The organism is Alcaligenes sp. NLF5-7, from assembly GCF_024266725.1.
Taxonomy (GTDB): domain Bacteria; phylum Pseudomonadota; class Gammaproteobacteria; order Burkholderiales; family Burkholderiaceae_B; genus Alcaligenes; species Alcaligenes phenolicus.
Genome location: NZ_CP100755.1, coordinates 924,763 through 945,905 on the forward strand (window position 1 = coordinate 924,763; position 21,143 = coordinate 945,905).

17 protein-coding genes and 1 pseudogene are annotated in these 21,143 nt (G+C 57.7%); 7 read left to right on the forward strand and 11 right to left on the reverse strand.

The window, feature by feature from the left end; translation table 11 throughout:
- Positions 1–2: 2 nt before the first annotated feature.
- Genes ispE through MID00_RS04370 form a run of 3 tightly spaced genes read right to left on the reverse strand, consistent with a single transcriptional unit; the run spans position 3 to position 3,301 of the window.
- On the reverse strand, positions 3–941 hold the full coding sequence (gene ispE, locus MID00_RS04360) for a 4-(cytidine 5'-diphospho)-2-C-methyl-D-erythritol kinase (RefSeq protein WP_254499758.1): 939 nt from the start codon (positions 939–941) through the stop codon (positions 3–5).
- 21 nt (positions 942–962) lie between these two features.
- Positions 963–1,559 carry a lipoprotein insertase outer membrane protein LolB gene (lolB, locus tag MID00_RS04365; protein ID WP_254499759.1) on the reverse strand — a complete coding sequence of 199 codons (597 nt, stop codon included), beginning with the start codon at positions 1,557–1,559 and terminating at the stop codon, positions 963–965.
- A complete protein-coding gene (locus MID00_RS04370) occupies positions 1,556–3,301 on the reverse strand; it encodes a tetratricopeptide repeat protein (protein WP_230940630.1) in 1,746 nt (581 codons plus the stop codon). The genes lolB and MID00_RS04370 overlap by 4 nt, the downstream gene beginning before the upstream one ends.
- Positions 3,302–3,423: 122 nt before the next feature.
- On the opposite strand from MID00_RS04370, the gene mutM reads away from it, so the two are divergent.
- From mutM to fahA, 6 genes are all read left to right on the forward strand, one after another.
- On the forward strand, positions 3,424–4,251 hold the full coding sequence (gene mutM, locus MID00_RS04375) for a bifunctional DNA-formamidopyrimidine glycosylase/DNA-(apurinic or apyrimidinic site) lyase (protein WP_009461089.1): 828 nt from the start codon (positions 3,424–3,426) through the stop codon (positions 4,249–4,251).
- Between the two features lie 164 nt (positions 4,252–4,415).
- Positions 4,416–5,372, forward strand: a complete 957-nt coding sequence (locus MID00_RS04380) for an MBL fold metallo-hydrolase (RefSeq protein WP_009461090.1) — start codon at positions 4,416–4,418, stop codon at positions 5,370–5,372.
- A 24-nt stretch (positions 5,373–5,396) separates the two neighbouring features.
- Positions 5,397–7,070 (forward strand): FAD-dependent oxidoreductase, encoded by a 1,674-nt coding sequence (locus MID00_RS04385; RefSeq protein WP_009461091.1) that lies wholly within the window; start codon positions 5,397–5,399, stop codon positions 7,068–7,070.
- A complete protein-coding gene (locus MID00_RS04390; RefSeq protein ID WP_009461092.1) occupies positions 7,058–7,267 on the forward strand; it encodes a DUF2783 domain-containing protein in 210 nt (69 codons plus the stop codon). The genes MID00_RS04385 and MID00_RS04390 overlap by 13 nt, the downstream gene beginning before the upstream one ends.
- Before the next feature lie 15 nt (positions 7,268–7,282).
- Complete coding sequence (hmgA, locus tag MID00_RS04395) at positions 7,283–8,587, forward strand: homogentisate 1,2-dioxygenase (protein ID WP_254499760.1); 1,305 nt, start codon at positions 7,283–7,285, stop codon at positions 8,585–8,587.
- A complete protein-coding gene (fahA, locus tag MID00_RS04400; RefSeq protein WP_254499761.1) occupies positions 8,584–9,909 on the forward strand; it encodes a fumarylacetoacetase in 1,326 nt (441 codons plus the stop codon). Before hmgA ends, fahA begins: the two co-directional genes overlap by 4 nt.
- Positions 9,910–10,080: 171 nt before the next feature.
- Here the strand turns inward: fahA and MID00_RS04405 are convergent, their stop codons facing one another.
- Both MID00_RS04405 and MID00_RS04410 read right to left on the reverse strand, forming a co-directional pair.
- Entirely contained in the window at positions 10,081–10,695 is a 615-nt protein-coding gene (locus MID00_RS04405) for a phosphatase PAP2 family protein (protein ID WP_235332480.1), read from the reverse strand.
- Between the two features lie 93 nt (positions 10,696–10,788).
- A complete protein-coding gene (locus tag MID00_RS04410; RefSeq protein WP_009461095.1) occupies positions 10,789–12,204 on the reverse strand; it encodes an FAD-binding oxidoreductase in 1,416 nt (471 codons plus the stop codon).
- 129 nt (positions 12,205–12,333) lie between these two features.
- Here MID00_RS04410 and MID00_RS04415 point away from each other — a divergent pair, with 129 nt between their 5' ends.
- Positions 12,334–13,722, forward strand: coding sequence for a phosphomannomutase/phosphoglucomutase (locus tag MID00_RS04415; protein WP_254499762.1), 1,389 nt, complete (start codon positions 12,334–12,336; stop codon positions 13,720–13,722).
- A 301-nt stretch (positions 13,723–14,023) separates the two neighbouring features.
- On the opposite strand, the gene MID00_RS20665 is transcribed toward MID00_RS04415, so the two are convergent.
- From MID00_RS20665 to MID00_RS04440, 6 genes and pseudogenes are all read right to left on the reverse strand, one after another.
- On the reverse strand, positions 14,024–15,139 hold the full coding sequence (locus MID00_RS20665) for a glycosyltransferase family 4 protein (protein ID WP_368044564.1): 1,116 nt from the start codon (positions 15,137–15,139) through the stop codon (positions 14,024–14,026).
- A gap of 255 nt (positions 15,140–15,394) precedes the next feature.
- Positions 15,395–16,417, reverse strand: a pseudogene (locus MID00_RS20670) (glycosyltransferase); the annotation flags it as partial.
- Positions 16,414–17,541: a glycosyltransferase family 4 protein gene (locus tag MID00_RS04425; RefSeq protein WP_254499764.1), complete on the reverse strand. Its 1,128-nt coding sequence runs from the start codon at positions 17,539–17,541 to the stop codon at positions 16,414–16,416. The gene MID00_RS04425 and the pseudogene MID00_RS20670, both read right to left, overlap by 4 nt.
- 63 nt (positions 17,542–17,604) lie before the next feature.
- Positions 17,605–18,714, reverse strand: coding sequence for a glycosyltransferase family 4 protein (locus tag MID00_RS04430; RefSeq protein WP_009461099.1), 1,110 nt, complete (start codon positions 18,712–18,714; stop codon positions 17,605–17,607).
- A gap of 39 nt (positions 18,715–18,753) precedes the next feature.
- A complete protein-coding gene (murJ, locus tag MID00_RS04435) occupies positions 18,754–20,115 on the reverse strand; it encodes a murein biosynthesis integral membrane protein MurJ (RefSeq protein WP_083054172.1) in 1,362 nt (453 codons plus the stop codon).
- Positions 20,112–21,137, reverse strand: coding sequence for an SDR family oxidoreductase (locus MID00_RS04440; RefSeq protein ID WP_022983250.1), 1,026 nt, complete (start codon positions 21,135–21,137; stop codon positions 20,112–20,114). Before MID00_RS04440 ends, murJ begins: the two co-directional genes overlap by 4 nt.
- Positions 21,138–21,143: the final 6 nt, after the last annotated feature.

Here is a 21,143-nt window from a genome sequence, read left to right on the forward strand (position 1 = left end):
ACTTACTTAATCCAGTCGCGTAGCGGATGATCTTGCAAACCTGAACAAACCCAAGTTTGTTCGACCAGCAATTTACCACTATTTGATTCTTCGCTACTAGAAAAATCTATTTTACTGCTATTTTGGTCAATTTCAAACTGACCTGTCTTGGCGCTTTGTTCGTCTCTGCACTCAACAAACAAACAAGAACCTGAGCCCGTCATTCTAGCATTCAATTTTAATCTTTGCAAGCCTTGTTTTAAACTTTTTAAACCAGGATAAAGACTGAATGCTACTGACTCCAGATTGTTTCTGCCAAAATAAGGATTGTCGTCCTTGGCTTGCCAGAATTTTTCTTGCCAATCAGTAAAGAACGTCATTGTGATGGGTTTTTCATCACGTGTCAAGCATTCGGAAGTAAATATTTCCCCCGTGGATATAGATTGCGGCGGACGGATGATGATGTAGTGTCGTGGCGGCATCTGAATGGCCTGCAACTGCTCACCCACCCCTTGGGCAAATGCGGCCTGTCCGAATACAAAAACCGGTACATCGGCGCCCAGGGGCAAGCCAATATCCATCAAGGCCTGACGGCTCAGGCCCAGGTTCCATAAACGATTCAGGGCAATCAAGGTGGTGGCCGCATCGCTGGAGCCACCGCCCATCCCCGCTCCCGAAGGGATGTTCTTGATACAAGAGATGTCTACGCCTTGCCGAGTGCCCGTCGCTTGTTGCAGGGCACGAGCCGCTTTGATCACCAGATCCTGCTCAGGCTCCACATCGCTCAAGGTACTGTGTGCCCGATGGATCTGCCCATCGCTACGTGGTACGAAGCTCAGGTAATCATTCAGGTCGACAAAACGAAAAGCAGTTTGCAAGAAATGGTAGCCGTCCTCACGACGACCCGTGACGTGCAAAAACAGATTGATCTTGGCCGGAGCCGGGACGTTGTAGAGCGCCATTACACAAACCTGCTCGGGACTTTACTGATCCACGACCAAGCGCACGCTGATGGAGCGGTTGGCTTCATGACGATTCAATTGCAGCAGGCGCGGGCCTTGTTCGTCGTAACGCGAGAGCGTCACACGCCAGCCGGACTGCTCGAAACTGCTTAGCTTTTGCTGGTCATCCCGGCGTTCGCTTTGAACCGGGGCACTACCCGTGAGGCCATGCAGCCAGTCACGCAAGCCTGCAACAGGAACAGGACTGCCCAAGACCTGTTCAACCAGGGCATCGGGATGGGAGGCCATTTCCTGACTACCATCTGTGCGTTCCAGAATGGCGCGCCCCGGTAACACCCAGACTCGCGCCAAGGTATTACCCAAAGGATTGCTCAAATCCAGCATCAGCTTTTGGCCGTCGTCGCGCCAGGAAAAGCCCCCCTGCACGGCTTCGACCTGCGAGCTGGAATGAGTCACGCTCAGCGCAAAACGGCCTGAACGAGACAAGGCGCTTGCCTCTTGCGACGCATCCGTAACGCTGCCAAGGTCAGATTTGGGCGGTGTCGCACAAGCACTGAGCAAAGCAACCAGGGCCAAAGCCCCTGCTCGGGTCCAAGCCCGCTGTTTCAAGATACTCACGGCAGGGGTACTCCCAGACGCTTGATGGTTTCTGTCAGAGTTCGGTTTTCGGGGTCTTTGCTCAGGCCAGCCCGAAAGACCAGCATGGCATCATCACGACGGCCTTTGACCCACAGCACTTCACCCAGGTGGGCGGCAACGTCCGCTTCAGGCAGACGCTCGTAGGAACGCTGCAAGTATTCCAGCGCGGCTTGCAGATCGCCAACACGGAACAGATACCAGCCCACGCTGTCCAGAATATAAGGATTGTCCGGCTCCAGCTCCATGGCTCGTTCCAGCAAATCCTGGGCCTCGTCCAGACGGCGATTCTGATCCGCATAGGTGTAGCCCAAGGCGTTATACGCATTGGCATGGTCCGGGCGCAGCTCAATAACACGACGCATCAAGGTTTCAAACTTGTCGTGCTTGGCGCGCTGCTCGTACAACATGGCCAGGTTGTATTTGATCTCGGCGCTATCAGGCAACTCACGGTCCGCCCGCTCCAGCACTTCCAGAGCCTGGTCCGTACGACCGCTGTCTTGGTAGATAGAGGAATACGTCAAAGCCACAACGACCTGCTCGCTCATGTCGCGTGGGCGAGAGTTCTCCAGGGTACGACGTGCTTGCGGCAGATTGCCTTGGCGGGCTTGCAGGACGGCTTTATGAATCTGGGCCTGGAAACGCAGCGCAGGCTCTTCAATCAAGTCCAGCTGGCGAATGGCTTCGTTCATATCGCCCTGAGCTTCAGCAATTTGCACCAAGGACAAGCGGGCTTCAGAAATACTGGCCAAAGCCGTGTTGACGGCGTCGTTCAAGGACTGGCGGCGCTGCTGCTGGACCGCAATGTATTGCTCCAGCAATTTACGGGCCTGGTCAAACTCCTGGGCACGAATATGAATTTCGGCCTGGGTGTAGAGCAGATCAAAATCTTCAGGATTGGCGCGTTGCAAGGCGCTGACGATGGATTGGGCTTCGTCGAACTGCTGGCGCTCTACCAGACGGTTGGCCAGCAGCAGTTGCAACTTGCGGCTATCCGGATTGGCTCGCACAAAGATACGTGCACTTTGCAAGGCAGCCGAAGGATCAATCTTGATACCGTATTCCAGCACGCGCTGCGCGGCGGCTTCGGAATGCGGGTCCAGCTTCAGGGCTTCCCGTGCTTCGCGCTCGGCCCGGCTCATGTCCCCGGCACTCCAGGCGGTATCCGCCAAGGCCAGACGGGCTATGGGCAAGGAGCGCACGGGTTGCTGCAAGGCCTTGTCCAGCACTTCCAGCGCCAAACGGCGATCCACCATCTTGCTGACCATGCTCATGGCTTGGACCACGGCCTGCTCTTTATCCTGGGCGCGAGAGATACGCAGCCACAAGGCATCGGCCAAGCCTTCGGTCTGACCGCTGGAGGCTTCCAGGGCCAGAGCCGTTGCTTTAGCTTCGGGATCATTCGGGGCCAGCAAGGCCCATTCTTTAGCGGCACGCAGCGCACGACCCAAATCACGGTCGGCCATGGCGTATTGAAAGGCGTTTTGAGCCAGGCGAGGATCGCTGGTGTCACGCGCCAAAGACAGGAAAGTCTGGCTGGCAACGTCGTATTCACCACGCGAAGCAGCCACTTCGGCAACCAGAATGCGATACAGAATGTCCGAAGTCAGGCTGACCAAAGGCAATTGCCCGCTGCGCAAACGAATCTTGTCAGCAGGCGGCTCCGCCTTGAGTATGGGAAGTGAGGGTTGGGCTTGCACCGAAACCGCTGCAAGCAACGACATCAGGCCCAGCTTTAGTGCTAAGGTCAGAGCATTCATCCAGAAAAACCCGTGCCCTGATACGCGCGACAAAACGCCCGATGGCACAATAAAGGAATCAGATTTGTTGATGGTATCACCCCCCCATGCCTGAACTGCCAGAAGTTGAAACAACTCGTCGCGGAATTGCGACGGTTATCCAGGGAAAAAATGTCCGACAATTCCTGGTTCACGAGCCCCGTCTGCGCTGGCCCGTGCCTGCCTCTTTGCCGCAATGGATTGAAGGCCAGGTCGTCCGGAATTGCACGCGTCGAGGCAAATACTTGTTGTTGCATTTTGAACAAGGTGTCCAGATCGTCCATTTAGGAATGTCCGGCTCCTTGCGTCGTGTGGATCTGGATGAAGAACGCCGCAAGCATGATCATGCGGAATGGATCTTTGATGAGGCCCGCTTCCTGCTGCACGACCCACGACGATTTGGTGCGATATTATGGCATGCCCATAGGGACGGCCCTCTGGAAAACCACCTTTTGCTACGTACTTTAGGCGTAGAGCCTTTCGACCCCCTGTTCACCCCCGAGTATCTGCACCGACATCTGCAAGGGCGGCGCGTCGCCATCAAACAGGCCCTGCTGGGCGGCAAGATTGTGGTGGGAGTCGGCAATATCTACGCTTCCGAATCCTTGTTCCTGGCCGGTATTCACCCCGAACTGCCCGCCGGTGAAGTTTCCTTGCATCGTTGCGAAAAACTGCACTCGGCCATCTTGAGCACCTTGCAATCCGCCCTGGACTCCGGGGGCAGCACCTTGCGCGATTACGTCAATGCAAGTGGTGAACCGGGCGCTTACTTCGACATTCACGCCAATGTGTATGAGCGTGCCGGCAAACCCTGCCCACGCTGCCAACAGCCTATCAAACGGATAGTCCAAGGCCAACGCGCGACCTATTACTGCTCGCGCTGCCAGCGCCGCTAAACCCTCCCCCTTTTTTCTGACAGCGTCTGATGCCGGTTCCGGCAGGCAGGCGCTCGTCTGCTTTTTTTCCAACTAAGCCTACCCTATTCAGGTATTCACCTATATCTAACTGATTCACCATAAACTAATCTGACACCATCCCTATCGACTGTGGAGTCATTTTCATGAGCAAGTCCTTCGCCTCGCATAACGACCTGGAAGACAAAGTCGTTGCCTTTGAAAAACTGTCCGACAACGCCTACGCCTATACGGCTGAAGGTGATCCCAACACGGGCATCATCATTGGTGACGAGGCCATTATGGTGATCGACACCCAGGCCACGCCTGTCATGGCTGAAGACGTGATCCGCCGCATCCGCGAAGTCAGCGACAAACCCATCAAGTATGTCTTGCTGTCGCACTACCACGCCGTACGGGTGCTGGGTGCCTCGGCCTACAACGCCCAGGAAATCCTGGCCAGCCGCGACACCTACGACCTGATCGTGGAACGTGGCGAGCAGGACAAAGCCAGCGAAATCGGCCGTTTCCCCCGCCTGTTCCGCAACGCCGAATCCATTCCTCCCGGCCTGACCTGGCCCACCATGACCTTTGAAGGTCATATGACGGTGGACCTGGGCAATCTGGAAGTACACCTGATGCAAGTGGGTCGTGGCCACACCAAGGGCGACACCATCGCCTGGCTACCCAAGCAGAAAATACTGTTCGCCGGTGACCTGGTGGAATACCAATCCACCCCGTACGCAGGCGACTGCTACTTTCGCGAATGGCCCCGCACACTGGACCGTCTGGGAGACTTCAAAGCTGAACAAATGGTTCCTGGCCGTGGCCCGGCACTGAAAAACGCCACCGAAGTGCGTCAGGCCCTGGCCGGCACGCGCGCGTTTTTGACAGACCTGTACTCCAGCGTGCAGCAAGGCGCGGCAGCCGGTAAAGATCTGAAGACCATTTACCGCGAAACCTACGATTTCATGAAGCCTCGCTACGCAGACTGGGTCATTTTTGATCACTGCATGCCCTTTGACGTGTCCCGTGCCTACGACGAAGTCAACGGCCACGAAGACCCACGCATCTGGACCGCCGAACGCGATCTGGAGATGTGGAAACAACTCGAAGGTCAGTAAGACGCAAGGCCAGGGAGAAAGAAAATGGGAGACATTAATTACCAGACCCTGGAGCTGACGCAAGCGCCCCCACCGGCTACCCATGCCCGCCACCCCGTTGTGGTGGTGGGTGCCGGCCCGGTGGGGCTGACCATGGCCCTGGATCTGGCGGCCAAAGGCCACCGGGTCGTGATTCTGGACGACGACACCACGCTGTCCAAAGGGTCACGGGCCATTTGCTTTGCCAAACGCACCCTGGATATCTGGGATCGATTGGGCGTGGGCTCGCGCATGATGGACAAAGGTGTGTCCTGGAATGTGGGCAAGGTTTTTTTCCGCAATCAGGAAGTCTGGAGCTTCAATTTGCGGCCCGAAGAAGGCCACCAGCGCCCCGCCTTTATCAATTTGCAGCAGTATTACTGCGAAGGTTATCTCTACGAAGCAGTCTGCGCTCAGCCCCTGATCGAACTGCGTTCCGGCCATAAAGTGCTGAACGTGGTGAATCAGGCAGAAGGCGTGCATCTGGATATAGAAACCCAGCAAGGCAATTACACCCTGGAAGCAGAATGGCTGCTGGCCTGCGACGGCTCGCGCTCGGCCATTCGCCGTGCTTTGGGTGAAAGCAGCAGCGGACGCGTATTCAAGGACCGTTTCCTGATTGCAGACGTGCGCATGCAAGCCGACTTCCCCGCCGAGCGCTGGTTCTGGTTTGACCCGCCCTTCCACCCCAATCAATCTGTCTTGCTGCACAGCCAGCCGGACAACGTCTGGCGTATCGACTTCCAATTGGGCTGGGATGCCGACCCGGTTGAAGCCGTCAAACCAGAAAACGTGCTGCCCCGCATTCGTGCCCTCCTGGGTGCCGACGCCCCCTTTGAGCTGGAATGGGTCAGCATTTACACCTTTGCTTGCGAGCGCATGCAGCGCTTTCGCCATGGCCGTATTCTGTTTGCTGGAGACTCGGCCCACCGTGTCTCGCCTTTTGGCGCACGCGGCGCCAACAGCGGTATCCAGGACGCCGACAACCTGGCCTGGAAGCTGAATCTGGTTCTGAATGCCCAGGCTCCCGACAGCCTGCTGGACAGCTACAGCCATGAACGTGAATTGGCTGCAGACGAGAACATTCGCCATTCCAGCCGTTCAACAGATTTCATCACGCCTAAAAGCGAAGTCAGCCGCCTGTTCCGTGATGCGGCCCTGATTCTGGCGCGTCGCCACGCCTTTGCCCGTGTACTGGTCAATAGCGGCCGCCTGTCCTTGCCCAGCGCCTACCCAGACAGCCCCTTGAATACGGCTGACACACACGAGTTCTCCGCCACGGCCACACCGCTAGGAGCCTGCGTCCCCGATGCACCTATAGAACAAAACGGTCAGCAAGGCTGGTGGCTGGGTCAATTGGGCAGCGGCTTCACCCTGCTGGAGTTTGGCGAAGGCCAGGCCAGCCAGTCTGAAGTGGTAGACGAACTGGTCGCCCAAGGTCTCTTGACCCGCCTGCGTGTCTGGCCTGCTGGCACCAGCGCTACCCAGGCCCAGAAAGAGATCATCGACAGCCAGGATATGCTGCGCCAGCGTTACGACGCCCAACCCGGTTCCTGCTATCTGATTCGCCCCGATCAACACCTGTGCGCCCGCTGGCGTCATCTGGATGGGCAAGCTGTCCAGGCAGCCTTGCACAAAGCCTGTGGCCATTTCCTGGAGAGTGCTTCATGTCTACACTGAATACCGATACCCCCCTGGAACGGGCTGACGATTTCTACCAAATGTTGATCGATGCCCACCAAGGCCTGAGCACAGCACAAAGTCATGCCATGAATGCCGCTTTGGTGCTGTTGCTGTGCAATCATGTCGGCTCGCTGGATGTGATCAAGCAAGCCTTGGACGCCGCCCGCCAGACCTGCCTGGAGCAGGCTGCCTGAATCTGGAGACCCCTAATGAGCTCTTTGAATTATCAGATTGGTTTTGGTAACGCTTTTACCACCGAGGCTCTGCCCGGTGCGCTGCCACTGGGACGCAACTCGCCGCAGCGCTGCCCTTACGGGCTGTATGCCGAGCAGTTGTCCGGCACGGCCTTTACCGCGCCACGCGCCGATAACCGCCGCTCCTGGCTGTACCGCATTCGCCCCAGCGCCAAGCAAGGAGCATTTACGGCATTTGAAGGCGCTCCCCACTGGAATGAAGACTATGGTCAAGGCCCGGCCAACCCCAATCGCCTGCGCTGGAGCCCGCTGAATCTGCCCAGCAAGCCGACCGATTTTCTGGCTGGTGTCCATACCTGGGCAGGCAATGGCAGCAGCGATTCGCAAAGCGGCGTTGCCATCCATCTGTACGCCATCAACCAGTCCATGGGTCGGCGCGTGTTCTACAACGCCGACGCCGAAATGATGTTCGTGCCTGAACAGGGCCGCCTGCGTCTGGTCAGCGAATTGGGCATCATGGAAATCGAGCCTTGCGAGATTGCCGTCATGCCGCGTGGCGTCCGCTTCAAGGTAGAGTTGCTGGACGATGTGGCCCGTGGCTACTTGCTGGAAAACTTCGGCGCTCCTCTGCGTTTGCCCGAACTGGGTCCGATCGGCTCCAACGGCCTGGCCAATGCCCGCGACTTCAAAACACCGGTAGCCTGGTACGAAGATGTCAGCGAGCCGCATGAGCTGGTCACCAAATTCACAGGCGGCTTCTGGGTTGCGCAACTGACGCACTCGCCCTTGGACGTCGTGGCCTGGCATGGCACGCACGCCCCCTATAAATACGATTTACGTGACTTCAATGTGATCGGCTCGATCAGCTACGATCACCCCGATCCCTGCATTTTCAGCGTATTGACCTCGCCCTCCGACACACCCGGCACGGCCAACCTGGACTTTGCTATTTTCCCGCCACGCATTCTGGCCATGGAAAACACCTTCCGCCCCCCTTGGTTCCACCGTAACTTCGCCAGCGAATTCATGGGCCTGATCCAAGGTGTGTACGATGCCAAGGCCGATGGCTTTGCACCCGGCGGCTCCAGCCTGCACAATTGCATGAGCCCGCATGGCCCCGATGCCAACACCTTTGACAAGGCCAGCAGTGCGGACTTGAGCAAGGCAGACTATCTGCGCGGTACCATGGCCTTTATGTTCGAGACCCGCAAAGTCATCCGCCCCTCGCCACAGGCCTTGCAAAGCGGCAGCCTGCAAGCCAATTACGATGCCGTCTGGGACGGACTGGAAAAACACTTCTCTACGGAACAAAAGGCATGACCCGACCTTATCTGAATGACACTCACGACCCCAAGCTGCAAAGCTGGGTGCCCGGCGCCAACGAGGCCGATAACGGTTTCCCCATCCAGAACCTGCCCTTTGCCGTGGCCCGTCGCCGTGACAGTCAGGAAGACTTCCGCGTCATGGTGGCTATCGGCCCTTACGCGCTGGACCTGGGCCTGCTGGCCTGCGATACCCCCTGGCACGGCAAAGCCGCCGACGCCCTGGCCGCTTGCGTCAAACCTGCACTGAACGGCCTGATGGCCTTGGGCCAGGAATACTGGAGCGCGCTGCGTACCGCCTTGTCACATGACTTGCGCCAAGGCTCCTCAGCCGAGTCGCGCCTGCGCCCCATGCTGATCGAGCGCAGCAAGCTGGAATACGCCCTGCCCGCCCAAATTGGGGACTACACCGATTTCTATATTTCCGTGCACCACGCAACGGCGGTGGGCAAACAGTTCCGCCCTGATGCGCCCTTGCTGCCCAACTACAAGTGGGTACCCATTGGCTACCACGGCCGTGCCTCCAGCATCGGTGTGTCCGGCCAGCAATTCCCACGACCCGTCGGCCAGACCCGCCCACCCGAAGGGCAAGAGCAGCCCAATTTTGGTCCTTGCCAACGCCTGGACTTCGAACTGGAAATGGGCATTCTGATTGGCAAAGGCAACGAAGCCGGTCGCCGTATCCCTATCGCTCAGGCAGACGAGCACGTTTTTGGCCTGTGCCTGTTCAATGACTGGTCGGCGCGCGATCTGCAAGCCTGGGAATACCAGCCTCTGGGCCCCTTCCTGGCCAAGAACTTTGCCTCGACGATCTCCCCCTGGGTAGTGACACTGGAAGCCCTGGCTCCCTTCCGTCGCCCCTTCAGCCGCCCCGAGTCTGATCCCCAGCCTCTGCCTTATTTGCAGGATCAGACCAACCAGGAAAGTGGCGTTCTGGACGTGGAACTGGAGGTGTACCTGAGCACCGAACAGTCTCGCCAGCAAAAGAAAGACCCCGCTTTGCTCTCGCGCAGCAACTTCAAGGAAGCGTATTGGACTGTGGCCCAATTGGTCGCCCATCACAGCGTCAACGGCTGCAATCTGCAAACTGGAGACCTGCTGGGCACCGGCACCTTGTCCGGCCCGGCCAAGGGTCAGGAAGGCTCCTTGCTGGAAATGAACCAGGGCGGCAAAAACCCCATCGACCTGCCTTGGGGCGAACAGCGTAAATTCCTGGAAGATCAGGACGAGATCATTTTGAAAGGCCTGTGCCGTCAAGATGGCTACCCGACCCTGTCTTTTGGTGAATGTGCCGGTCGAGTATTGCCTGCCGTGCCTTAAGTTCAAGGCACCAAAACCTGCGAAGGTCTGATTGGCAAGAGACGCTTGCTTGTGAACAACACCCCGCAGCCGCTACCTGGCTTCGGGGTGTTGTTACGTAAAACCTATAGAAACAGGCTCGCAAAAACAAAAAAGGGACTTGAATTCCCCTTTTGCAGATTCATAGAGCCACTAGGCAGGCAATTGCTTATGTCTGGCCCAAGACCAGAGGATATAAAACAGAACGCAGCCATACAGCCCCAGCACAGCGCCTGAAGCCAGCACCTGGCTAAGAAAATGGTAGCCCTGCATGATGCGTAGAAAGCCGAACAGCAAACCGGCGCTAATACCCAGCACAAAGCCCCCGGCGGCCAATTTTCGGCAGCCTGTCATGACGCCCACAAAGAACAGGGACAGGAGCACAAAGCCGGATGCGGCATGAGCACTGGGCAAGGCATTGCCTGCCTCAGCCCAGGAATGCGCCCAGAAGTAGGTGGGCATGGATTCTATACCGCCAAACATGGCCAGATTAAAGGGTCTTGGCATGGCGGTCAGATGTTTCAGGACGCCTACCATTAACGGGCCACTACCCATGAAGAAAGCCGCCCCCGCCCAAGCCAGTTGGCGGCGGGAACCCTTGGGCTGCCGCCAGGCCACGATCGTCCATACCACTGCGCCGCCAAAAGGAACGAACCACACCAGCCTGCGCCCGAACAAATCGACAAAAGGCTGCAATCGCCAGGAAAAATCCTGGACTTGTGGGTCATAGAAATAGGCACTGAGTGACAGGTCCGTTGCTGAACCCATCGTCACTGCCGCAACGATTCCCAAAACAGTAAAAAAAACGGCACTGGCAACGATATAAGGACGAAAAAACATCTACACACCAAGTAGCTTCAATCAGTCGGGCAATACTTTACCGGGGTTCATGATCCCCAAAGGATCCAGCGCCGTCTTGATCTGCTTCATCAAGGCCAGGGAAACCGGGTCTTTATAACGGGGCAGCAGTTGGCGCTTGAGCTGGCCTACGCCATGTTCGGCACTGATGGAGCCATGGAAACGGTGCACGCTGTCATGGACCAGCGCATAGATCTCGTCCTGACGCTTCAGCAGCTCTTCCTCCGTGAAGGCCGTGCCGCGCGCGACGTTGTAGTGCAGGTTGCCATCACCCAAGTGCCCGAATGTCACGTTTTCCAGACCCGGGAAGGCTTCTTGCAAAGCCTTGTCCGTCTCGTGCACGAACTGGGACATCACAGACACAGGGATGGACACATCATGCTTGATGCTTTTCCCATAGGCTTTCTCTGCCAGTGGAATGCTTTCACGCAAATGCCAGAGCGCCTTGCTTTGTGCGATGGTCTCGGCGATAACGGCGTCTTGCACCAGATCTTGCTCCAGAGCCTGACCGATCACGCTTTCAAAACGCTCGCGGGCATGCTCCAGGCTTTCGCTATCAGACAGCTCCAGCAAGGCATACCAGGCTGCTTTTTCAGCCGGGCCCTGGAAAGGCATACGTTGATCGGGATAGCAATGCAGCACGGCTTGCAGACAATTGCCTGCAATCAGCTCAAAGCCGGTCAAGGACGCCGCCAGACCCTGACGGGCCAATGCCAGCACCTGAACGGCATCTTCAATCGTATTCAATGCCAGCAAAGCGGTGCACGCTGCTACAGGCTGGGGATACAGCTTGATGGTCGCGGCGGTGATGATACCCAGGGTGCCTTCGCTACCAATAAACAGGTTGCGCAGGTCGTAACCGGTATTATCTTTGCGCAGCCCAAGCAGCCCATGCAGAATTTCACCTTGGGCAGTCACCACTTCCAGTCCCAGGGTCAGGTCGCGAGCATTGCCGTAACGCAAAACCTGCGTACCGCCTGCATTGGTGGCCAGATTGCCGCCAATCGTGCAGCTGCCTTCTGCGGCCAGACTCAAGGGGAACAGACGCTGATGATCGCGGGCGGCCTGCTGCACATTTTGCAAAATGCAGCCTGCTTCCACCACCATGGTGTCGTTGTCGGTATCCACGCTGCGAATCTTGTTCAGGCGCTCCAAAGACAGCACCAGCGCAGTGGCGCTGTTGTCCGGCGTTGCGCCCCCGCACAAACCGGTATTGCCGCCTTGAGGGACGATGGGCACGCGGTGCTGCGCGCATAGACGCACAACCTGGGCCACTTCTTCCGTCGTTGCAGGCCGGGCCACCGCCAAGGCAGTACCGGTATAGCGTCCACGCCAATCCTCCAGGTACTGCTGCATGGATTGTCCTGTCAGCACATGTTGCTGACCAATACGCTGTTCAAGTTCGTTCAGAAAAGTCATGACCCAAGCCACTCAAGAAAAACAATCAGGCGCTCTTGCTGTCGCGCTACAGCTCTTAATGGTAACTCACGAAAGCCGGTGGCATTCGCGCTAAACTTCTTTCTTTGTGTATTCGTTCAGGACGCGACAGTGACCCACATTCCCGCTCTACCGACCGCTGTATTCAAAGCCTACGATATTCGGGGCACCGTTCCCGAGCAACTGAATCCCGACTTCGCCTACCAATTAGGACTGGCCCTGGCGGCCTTGGCCCGTGAACAAAGCGTGCAAACCCTGGTAGTGGGTTACGACGGCCGCCACAGCAGCCCTGCTTTGTCTCGTGCCCTGCAACAAGGGATCCAGGCAGGCGGAATCAACACAGTCGATCTGGGCATGGTTCCTACTCCCGTCGTCTATTTTGCGGCCAATGTACTGGAAACCGGCTCGGGCGTAGCCATCACAGGTAGCCATAATCCGTCCAACTACAACGGCTTCAAGATGATGATGGCCGGCAAGACCTTGCACGGCCAGGATATCCAGGGCCTGATGAAACGCATGCAAGCCGGTATTGAGCCTGCGGCTCAAGCAGGCACCGGCGAGAAAAAGGACTTGCTGGACCAGTACGTCAGCACCATCGCCGAACGTGTCAAACTGGCCCGTCCCATGAAAATCGCCCTGGACTGCGGCAACGGCGTGGGGGGCGTCGTGGCTGCTCGCCTGTTCAAGGCCCTGGGTTGCGAAGTGGACATGCTGTTTGAGGATGTAGACGGCAGCTTCCCCAATCACCACCCGGACCCGGCCGAGCCGCACAACCTGCAAGACCTGATCACCCATGTTCAAAACACGGACTGCGAAGTGGGTCTGGCCTTTGACGGCGATGCCGACCGCCTGGGTGTGGTGACTCGAACGGGTCAGATCATCTGGCCTGATCGTCAGTTGATTCTGTACGCCCGCGATATTTTGCAGCGCGAACCTGGCTCCACGATTATTTTTGACGTGAAATGCAGCCGCCACGTCGCTCTGGAAATTGCCAAGGCCGGGGGTGAGCCCTTGATGTGGCAAACCGGCCATTCGCTGATCAAGGCCAAACTGGCCGAAACGGGTGCCCCTTTAGCGGGCGAAATGAGCGGCCACGTGTTCTTCAAGGAAGGCTGGTACGGCTTTGATGATGGCTTGTACACAGGCGCACGTCTGCTGGCGATTCTCTCGCGCGGTGACAACCCGACGGCAGAGTTGGAAGCCTTGCCGCAAGACCTGTCCACACCGGAACTGAAACTGCCGCTGGCCGAAGGCGAGCCTCATGCCTTGATCGCCCGCCTGCAAAAAGAAGGCCGTTTCCCCAGTTCCAATCAGCTCAACACGATTGATGGTGTACGTGCCGAGTACCCGGACGGCTTCGGTCTGGCTCGCGCCTCCAATACCACTCCAGTGATTGTGCTGCGTTTTGAGGCCCAGTCCCAAGAGGCGCTGGATCGGATCCAGGGAGAATTCCGGGCGGCACTGCTGGCTTTGAAGCCGGATGCAGCATTGCCTTTCTAAAGCCGTGGAAGTGCACTCATACCCAGATCCCTGCTCGCTGGTCTCTAGTCTCTAGTCTCTAGTCTCTAGTCTCTAGTCTCTAGTCTCTAGTCTCCAGCGCAGTATAAAAATGCCTCCACGCGGCAACTTTGGCTTGCTGCCCCCCAAGGGGGCACTTTTTACCGGGACGACTAGCCTTGGGGCAGCACAGCGATAAAAAAAGAGCTGCACTGCCTCTGAAACCTTGGATTCAACCCCAAGTCACAGCAAGCAGTTCAGCCCGTTTTTTATGCCTTGGCCCAGGACCAAGGCAGCCAAAGCCTTAACGGCTCAAATACTGATACAGATCCAGATGAGCCTCGCTGATACGGCCTATATCAAAAGCCTCTTCAGCCAAACGGCGGCTTTCCGCCCCCATGGCTTGCCGCTTGGCCGTATCTTCACCCAAGTCCATCACAGCCGCCGCCAAAGCCTGTGCATTACGTACTGGCACCAGCACGCCCGTTACTCCAGGTTCGATGGCATCACGGCAACCGGGTACATCCGTTGTAACCACCGCGCGCCCGCAGGCTGCGGCTTCTACCAAGGACTTAGGCAGGCCCTCACGGTAGGACGGCAGCACGGCAATGTGTGATTGAGCGTAAAGCTGCGCAATATCGCTACGTTCGCCCAGACACTCCACCACGCCCTGCTTTTGCCAGCTCTGCCACTCCTGATCGCTGATACTGGCCGGATTACCGGGGTCGGGACTGCCAGCCAGTACCCATGTAACCGGGCTACCTTGAGCAGCGCTGATGCGTGCAGCTTCAACAAACTCACGCACACCTTTATCTACCAGCAGGCGCGATACCATCAGGGCAACGGGCGGGCCTTCGGGCTCCGGCAAAGCCTGAAACTGATTCAAGTCCACGCCTGAGCCACGAATCAGGACGCACTGATCGCGTTTGACAACACGGTCTTCCAGCAAGACATCACGGTCATTGCTGTTCTGGAAAATCACGCGGCTATTCGGATGTCCCAAGGCAATGCGGTAAAGCTGCAGGGCAATCCAGCGCACCGGATCAAAGGACTTGTCGCGCTTGGTAAATACATAGCCCAGCCCGGATACAGCGGCCAGAAAACCAGGCACGCCGGCCAGTCGCGCTGCAATCCCTCCATACAGAACCGGCTTGATGGTGACCGCATGCACCAGCTCCGGACGCTCACGGCGAAACAAGCGCCATAGAGCCCAAATGGTGTGCAGCTCTTGCAATGGGTTGGTCCCGCTGCGTGTCATGGGCAAAGCATGGTGATGCAGGCCGTGACGCTCGATCTCGGCAACCGCCGGGCCGTCCATGGTGGCGACATGCACGTCATAACCCTCACGTTGAGCGGCTTGCGCCAAAGGCAAACGATGTGACAGGAAAAAAGCGGGGTTATTGACCACGAACATCAGCATGCGCGTTTTCTTGCTGGTTTCGTCCGTCAAGGCACTCAAGGCCTGACGGCTGCGCTTGCGCTTGGGGGGATACTGCGCCGTCAAGGTCTTCCAGGCCTGCGTGTAATTCTTGACCATGCCTTCCAGGGAGAACAGGCGGGCAACCCGTTCACGCGCATGCTCATGACGAGCCTGCCAGGAAGGCGCACCCAGTTCATCCACCGCGCTATTGATCGCGCCTGCCAAAGCTTCAGCATTGCTGGGGGGAACAATCCAGCCCTCATTACCGACGATCAAGGCAGCATCACCCACATCGGTGACCACATTGGACACCCCCGCAGCCATTGCTTCGCAGACCACGTTGGGAAAGCCTTCTGCCGAGCTGGACAAGACATGCACGTCCAGCGCATTCATCAGGCGAGGGACATCGCTGCGTCGTCCCATCAGGATGACGCTCTCGCGCAACTGATGCTGATCCAGCAAGCGCATCAAGGTTTCGTTATTACTGTCCATGCCATCGCCAATCAAAAGACAACGCAAGCCTGGATGACGGTGCAGGCTGCGAGCTAAGGCGGCCAGCAGATTGGGATGATCTTTAAGCGGATTCCAGCGGGCCACACTGCCAATGACAGGCGTATTCAGTGACAGGCCCAATTCTTCGCGCACTTCTTCACGTGCCTGCGGGTCAGGATGCCAACGGCTTAGATCGTAGCCATTGGGAATCACTTTCATGATGTCCGCACGATAACCCCACTGCTTGTGACGTCGGGCGGCATTTTCTGCGCAGGACACAATCAAATTGGGAATAAAACGTGACAGGCGGGCGCACAGCCAGGCCACCATACGAGCTTTCGGGCTGCCTTGATACAGATTCGCGCCCGAGTTACGAATACCCCAGGACACAGCCGGAATGCCGACCAGTCGCGCTGCGGCACCACCGATCAGATCGGAGTGATACATCCAGGTCTGCACCACATCGGGCTGCAAATCGCGCAGCAAACGCGTCAGCGATCGCAGACCTTTCAAAAAGCCCAGCGGCGAGTGCATGTGCAGGCAGTACAAAGGAATGTCTGCAGCCCGTAGTTGCGGCCCGAAAACATCTTCCTCGCCCAGAGAAATCACAATATGTTCGGTATCTTGACCGGGTGCTGTCACCAAGCGGAACAAGACGGTTTCTGCCCCACCCTGCCCCAGTCCCGCAATAATATGCACGACTCGCAAGGGCGGCGTTACTTTCTCCAGCTTGTCATCCACGGCGTCTGTGTCCTGATTGAACGACCTTGGCTGCATTGCACTCATGCTTTGGCTCCCTCTTCGATACCGCCACGGGCGGCCTGAAAGACCTGGTCCCAGTTAAGCAAAACCTGCTCTAGTTCATAACGCTGACGCACCGCTGCAGCGGCACGACGGCCCAAGACGCCCCGAAAGACGCCATCCCCCATCAGCTCGGCCAGGGCGGCAGTCAAGGCACCTTCATCCCCTACCGGCACCAGCAGGGCATCCTTGCCATCGGAACTGATTTCGCGCGGGCCGCTGGGGCAATCAACCGTCACGGCGGGCAGGCCCATGGCCATGGCTTCCAGCAACACGTTCGGAAAACCCTCTACTTCCGAAGTCATGACAAAGGCATGGGAGCGCGCCATTTCCTGCCAGGGCTCAGCGGTTTTGCCGGCCAGTTCGATACGGTCGCCCGCGCCGGACATGGCAATCTGCTGCACCAATTGGGCTCGCTGCGGGCCATCGCCCCAGATTTTCAATTTCCACTCCGGATGCTCGGCGGCCAGGCCTGCAAATACGCGGATCAAGACATCAAAACGTTTGGAGGGCACCAGACGCCCCATGGCCATCAAGGTGCAGTGACGGTTCTCCTCCACCCGCACCTCGCGCTGCACGGCATTCAAGGCCTGCGGCAAGGGGTTGGGAACCACCATGACCTGCTTCATGCCCGGCACCATGGCCTGGAACGCCGCCACACTGGCTCGGGTTTGCACAGTCACTACCTGCGCCTTGGGGTACAGACGGCGGCGCAGGCTTTGCAACAGCTTGCCTGCGCTGCTGCTAAAGGCCGGGTTGGTGCGTTCACCCACCACAATAGGGACGCCCATGCCGCCCAGCCCCAGCAACACATTGATATTCACATTGGTCAGAAAAGACACGATGACATCAGGCTGTTTTTCATGCACCAGCTTGCGCATGGCGCGCAGCTTGGCCAAGGGTTTGGGCAACCAGCTACGGCGCATGCGATGGGCCAGCCACACCAGTTCCACCTTGGAGTCAATAGGGTAAAAGGCGCTGCCTCCTCCACTATAAGTAGGCACCAGGGTGACCTGATCGCCCCGCAAACCCCAGGCATTGGCCAGGGTGGAAGCGACGCGCTCGGCGCCGCCTGCGTTCAGGGAGCTGACGAAAAACAGAATATTCACTGGGCCTCCGTGGGCTCATCGACCGGGTAGCTTGGGCCTGCTGGCACTAGGCAAAGCGCCATTTTAAGGCCGACGCAAGCACTGTTCCAACACTTGCTGCCATAGCGCCAGAACTCGGGCCGAGGAAAAACGATCGCGCACATCCGTGGCGCGGCGCGCCAATCGCTGGCGCTTGTCGTCGTTGGACATCAGGTCGGATAAATGGGCTGCCAGGGCTTCCACGTCTTCAATCGGGCGTACCAAGACGCCGTCAATATTGGCGCGGATAATCTCGCGCGGGCCGGTATCGCAATCAAAGGCAACAGCGGTCAAACCGCTGGCCATGGCTTCCAGCAGGCTGTTGGACAAGCCTTCCATGCGGGAGCTGAGTACATACAGATCTGACTGCTCGTACCAGTCCGCCATATTGCCGACGCGGCCGGGAAGCTGAATCCGCTCTTGCAGCTCCAACTCTTCAATTCGTGCTTCCAGAGGAGCACGCTGCTCACCTTCGCCCAGAATCACCAAGTCCCAGTCCGGGAAATAGTTGGACAACATGGCAAAGGATTCGATCAGGGTGTCAAACCCTTTAACCGGGTGCAGTCGCCCCACAGCCAGCAAACGTTTGCGGCCTTCTGGCAGTTCGGGCACCGGCACGACAGGCTCGGCACTATCCATAGGCCAGCGTACGGCATTAGGAATTACCTGAACCTGGCTGCCGGGCACATGCTCGCGCAACCAGTCTGCAGTACCAGCAGTCAGCGCGATCACGGCATGAGCTTGCGGATAGGTACGCAAACGGGCTTTTTGCCAGAAAGAGGACAAGGACTGAGAGGGCGGATGCGTATGCTCGGTAGCAATCACCTTGCAGGGCAAGCCCTTGGCGGCAGAAATGGCCAGTACCGAGGAAGTGGTCATCATGCCCAGAACCACATCGGGTTTGGTCTTGCGTATCAGGGATCGCACCCGGCTCACGCGCCGCCAGTTCTTCCACAAGGCATCCAGGCGGCCACGACTGCTGCCTGCCGTTCCCAGCACGTGGCGCTCTACGCCCTCTGCTACGGTATACGCGTCTTTGTCACGGCCGGCCTGCGTCACCAGAGACACTCGATAGCCGCGCGCCACCCAGGCTGCGCTTAAATCGACGGCGACACGTTCTGCCCCGCCCCCACCCAAAGAGTGGATAAGCAGCATGATATGAGGGCGAACTCCCGAATGACTGTGCACGTTTTCCTATTCCTGCGAACCAGATGCGAAGGCACTGGCTGGCCTCAAGGCCAAGATGAAATAACAAGTGAAAGAAGCCGCATACATCAGGCTGGTCGCCAGCATGATGCCCGACGGGCCCATGCGCGCCGCCAGAATCGGGTTCAGGGCCGCTTTCACCAAAAAATTGATCACGGCAATAATTGCCATGGATTTATAACGGTTCTGACTGGCCAATAGCTGCACCAGAATCAGCACCCCAAAATAAAAAGGTAGTTGCACCAGTCCCCAGCTAAAAACCTGGGCGACGGTGGCCGTATCCTGCGCGGTAAACGCGCCACGCTCAAACAGCAGTGCCACGCCCCAAGGAGCCAGCAGGACGCCGATGGCCGCCGCTACTCCACCAGCCGCCAACATCATGACCGACCATTTCAAGGCCATGGAACGAGCACGGGCGTTATCGCCCCGGCTTTGAATATCAGCCAGCACAGGCAAGGCAGCACGGCCTACAGAGGCCGCCCCCACACCTAGAACCAGGGCCAGCAAGCGCGTGGCATAACCCAAGGTCGCGTTGGCATTCGCGCCCAGATTGGCCGCCGTATATTGGTCGATAGGGCCGACAAAGCTCATGGCAACCTGCCCCACCAGCATGATGGTGGCGGCCTTGAGCAAATCTGGCCACTGTTCGGCACGCAAGCTGATCGTGGGACGAGCCCAGATCTGATCAGCCCGAGAAGCCAGAATCATCAGCCACACGGCCTGGATAGTCATGCCCAGCAAGGTGCCCCACAACAAGGGGCCAATGCCAGCATTGGCGCCTGCGGCCAGCACCCAGATCAGGATGACAAAGGCAGGAACACTTTCCAGCAAGGTGTTGATATGACGCTCATGCGCCCGCAAACGGGCGGCACTCAGGCCAATCATCAGGGTCAGAACCGCCGCTGGCGCAAAGGCAAACAGCAGTTCCTGGCTCATTTCATGGACTGCAGGGCTTAAACCCTGTCCCGTCCATTGCAGCACCCAGGGCCAGCTAATCCAGATCAATGCACCCAGCACGCAGCCCAGCACAATGCACCAGGCCTTGAGTTCACCCAGAAAACGGCTGCGCGCTGCCGGTTCCAGACGATGCAAGCGCACCAGAACGGGAATCAGCACAACGGACATGGAGCCAACGATTGTCACTGGCAGCCAATTGGCCATGACCATCGTGAACTGATAGGCATCGACTACATCGCTCACACCGTAGCGATAAGCCACCGCCATTTCTTTGAAAGCGCCCGCTGCCTTGCCCAGCAACAGAAAAAACGCCACCCGCATCGCCCCCAGGGCGATGCGACGGTGGTCGTCATGCAAACTAGACAGACGTGCTTTCAGGCTGGCCCAAATCAACTCAGAAACGCCACGTACCAGGGCATAGCTGTATTCAGGCCCTGCAAAATCGTGTGAGTCGGCTCGTAACCCAATTGGGTGCGAGCCTTAGTGATATCGGCTTGAGAGTGCAGCACATCGCCCGCGCGGAAGTCCGCATAGATGGGCTGTTTGGTGTAGTTCACACCATTTGCACTCAAGGTCTGCTTCAAGTGCTCGAACAGCTCGTTCAAACTGGTGCGAGCATTGACGGCCACGTTATAGACTTCGGCCACAGCAGGTTTTTGCTGCACGGCGGCCAGGATATTCATCTGAATAACGTTGTCGATAAAGCAGAAATCGCGGCTGGTTTGGCCATCCCCATTGATTTGCACATCCTGGTTCTGGATCATGGCCGATACCCATTTGGGGATCACCGCAGCGTAAGCACCATTGGGGTCCTGACGTTTGCCAAATACATTGAAGTAACGCAGGCCCACGCTGGAAAAGCCATAGGCACGGGCAAACACGTCCGCATACAGCTCGTTCACGAACTTGGTGACGGCGTAGGGAGACAGTGGACGACCAATCGTATCCTCCACCTTGGGCAAACCGGGATGGTCGCCATAGGTGGAACTGGAAGCCGCATAAACAAAGGCTTTAACCTGTTCGTCACGCGCAGCCACCATCACGTTCAAGGCGCCGTTCACGTTGACCTCATTGGAAGTCAGCGGATCGTTCAAGGAACGAGGCACCGACCCCAAAGCGGCCTGGTGCAGCACATAGTCCACGCCTTTAACAGCTTCGCGACAGGTATCCAGATTGCGGATATCGCCTTCAATAAAGCGAAAACGAGCCCAGCGCTCGGCACCAACCTGATCGCGCACTTCGTCCAGATTGTATTGATGGCCGGTTGCAAAGTTATCCAGACCTACCACCTGCTGATCCATTTTCAGCAGGGCTTCCAGCAGGTTGGAACCGATAAAGCCGGCACAACCCGTAACCAGCCAGGTTTTAGGCTGATTACGCAGTTGCTGGCTCGCCTGTTCAAATGCAGCGCTCATAATGCT

Bases quoted from the DNA above. Each gene is read 5' to 3' on its own strand.
- ispE (WP_254499758.1), bottom strand. From the start codon at position 941: ATGGCGCTCTACAACGTCCCGGCTCCGGCCAAGATCAATCTGTTTTTG.
- MID00_RS04370 (WP_230940630.1), bottom strand. From the start codon at position 3,301: ATGTCGTTGCTTGCAGCGGTTTCGGTGCAAGCCCAACCCTCACTTCCC.
- mutM (WP_009461089.1), top strand. From the start codon at position 3,424: ATGCCTGAACTGCCAGAAGTTGAAACAACTCGTCGCGGAATTGCGACG.
- MID00_RS04380 (WP_009461090.1), top strand. From the start codon at position 4,416: ATGAGCAAGTCCTTCGCCTCGCATAACGACCTGGAAGACAAAGTCGTT.
- MID00_RS04385 (WP_009461091.1), top strand. From the start codon at position 5,397: ATGGGAGACATTAATTACCAGACCCTGGAGCTGACGCAAGCGCCCCCA.
- MID00_RS04390 (WP_009461092.1), top strand. From the start codon at position 7,058: ATGTCTACACTGAATACCGATACCCCCCTGGAACGGGCTGACGATTTC.
- hmgA (WP_254499760.1), top strand. From the start codon at position 7,283: ATGAGCTCTTTGAATTATCAGATTGGTTTTGGTAACGCTTTTACCACC.
- fahA (WP_254499761.1), top strand. From the start codon at position 8,584: ATGACCCGACCTTATCTGAATGACACTCACGACCCCAAGCTGCAAAGC.
- MID00_RS04405 (WP_235332480.1), bottom strand. From the start codon at position 10,695: ATGGGTTCAGCAACGGACCTGTCACTCAGTGCCTATTTCTATGACCCA.
- MID00_RS04410 (WP_009461095.1), bottom strand. From the start codon at position 12,204: ATGACTTTTCTGAACGAACTTGAACAGCGTATTGGTCAGCAACATGTG.
- MID00_RS20665 (WP_368044564.1), bottom strand. From the start codon at position 15,139: ATGCTGATGTTCGTGGTCAATAACCCCGCTTTTTTCCTGTCACATCGT.
- MID00_RS04430 (WP_009461099.1), bottom strand. From the start codon at position 18,714: ATGCTGCTTATCCACTCTTTGGGTGGGGGCGGGGCAGAACGTGTCGCC.
- MID00_RS04440 (WP_022983250.1), bottom strand. From the start codon at position 21,137: ATGAGCGCTGCATTTGAACAGGCGAGCCAGCAACTGCGTAATCAGCCT.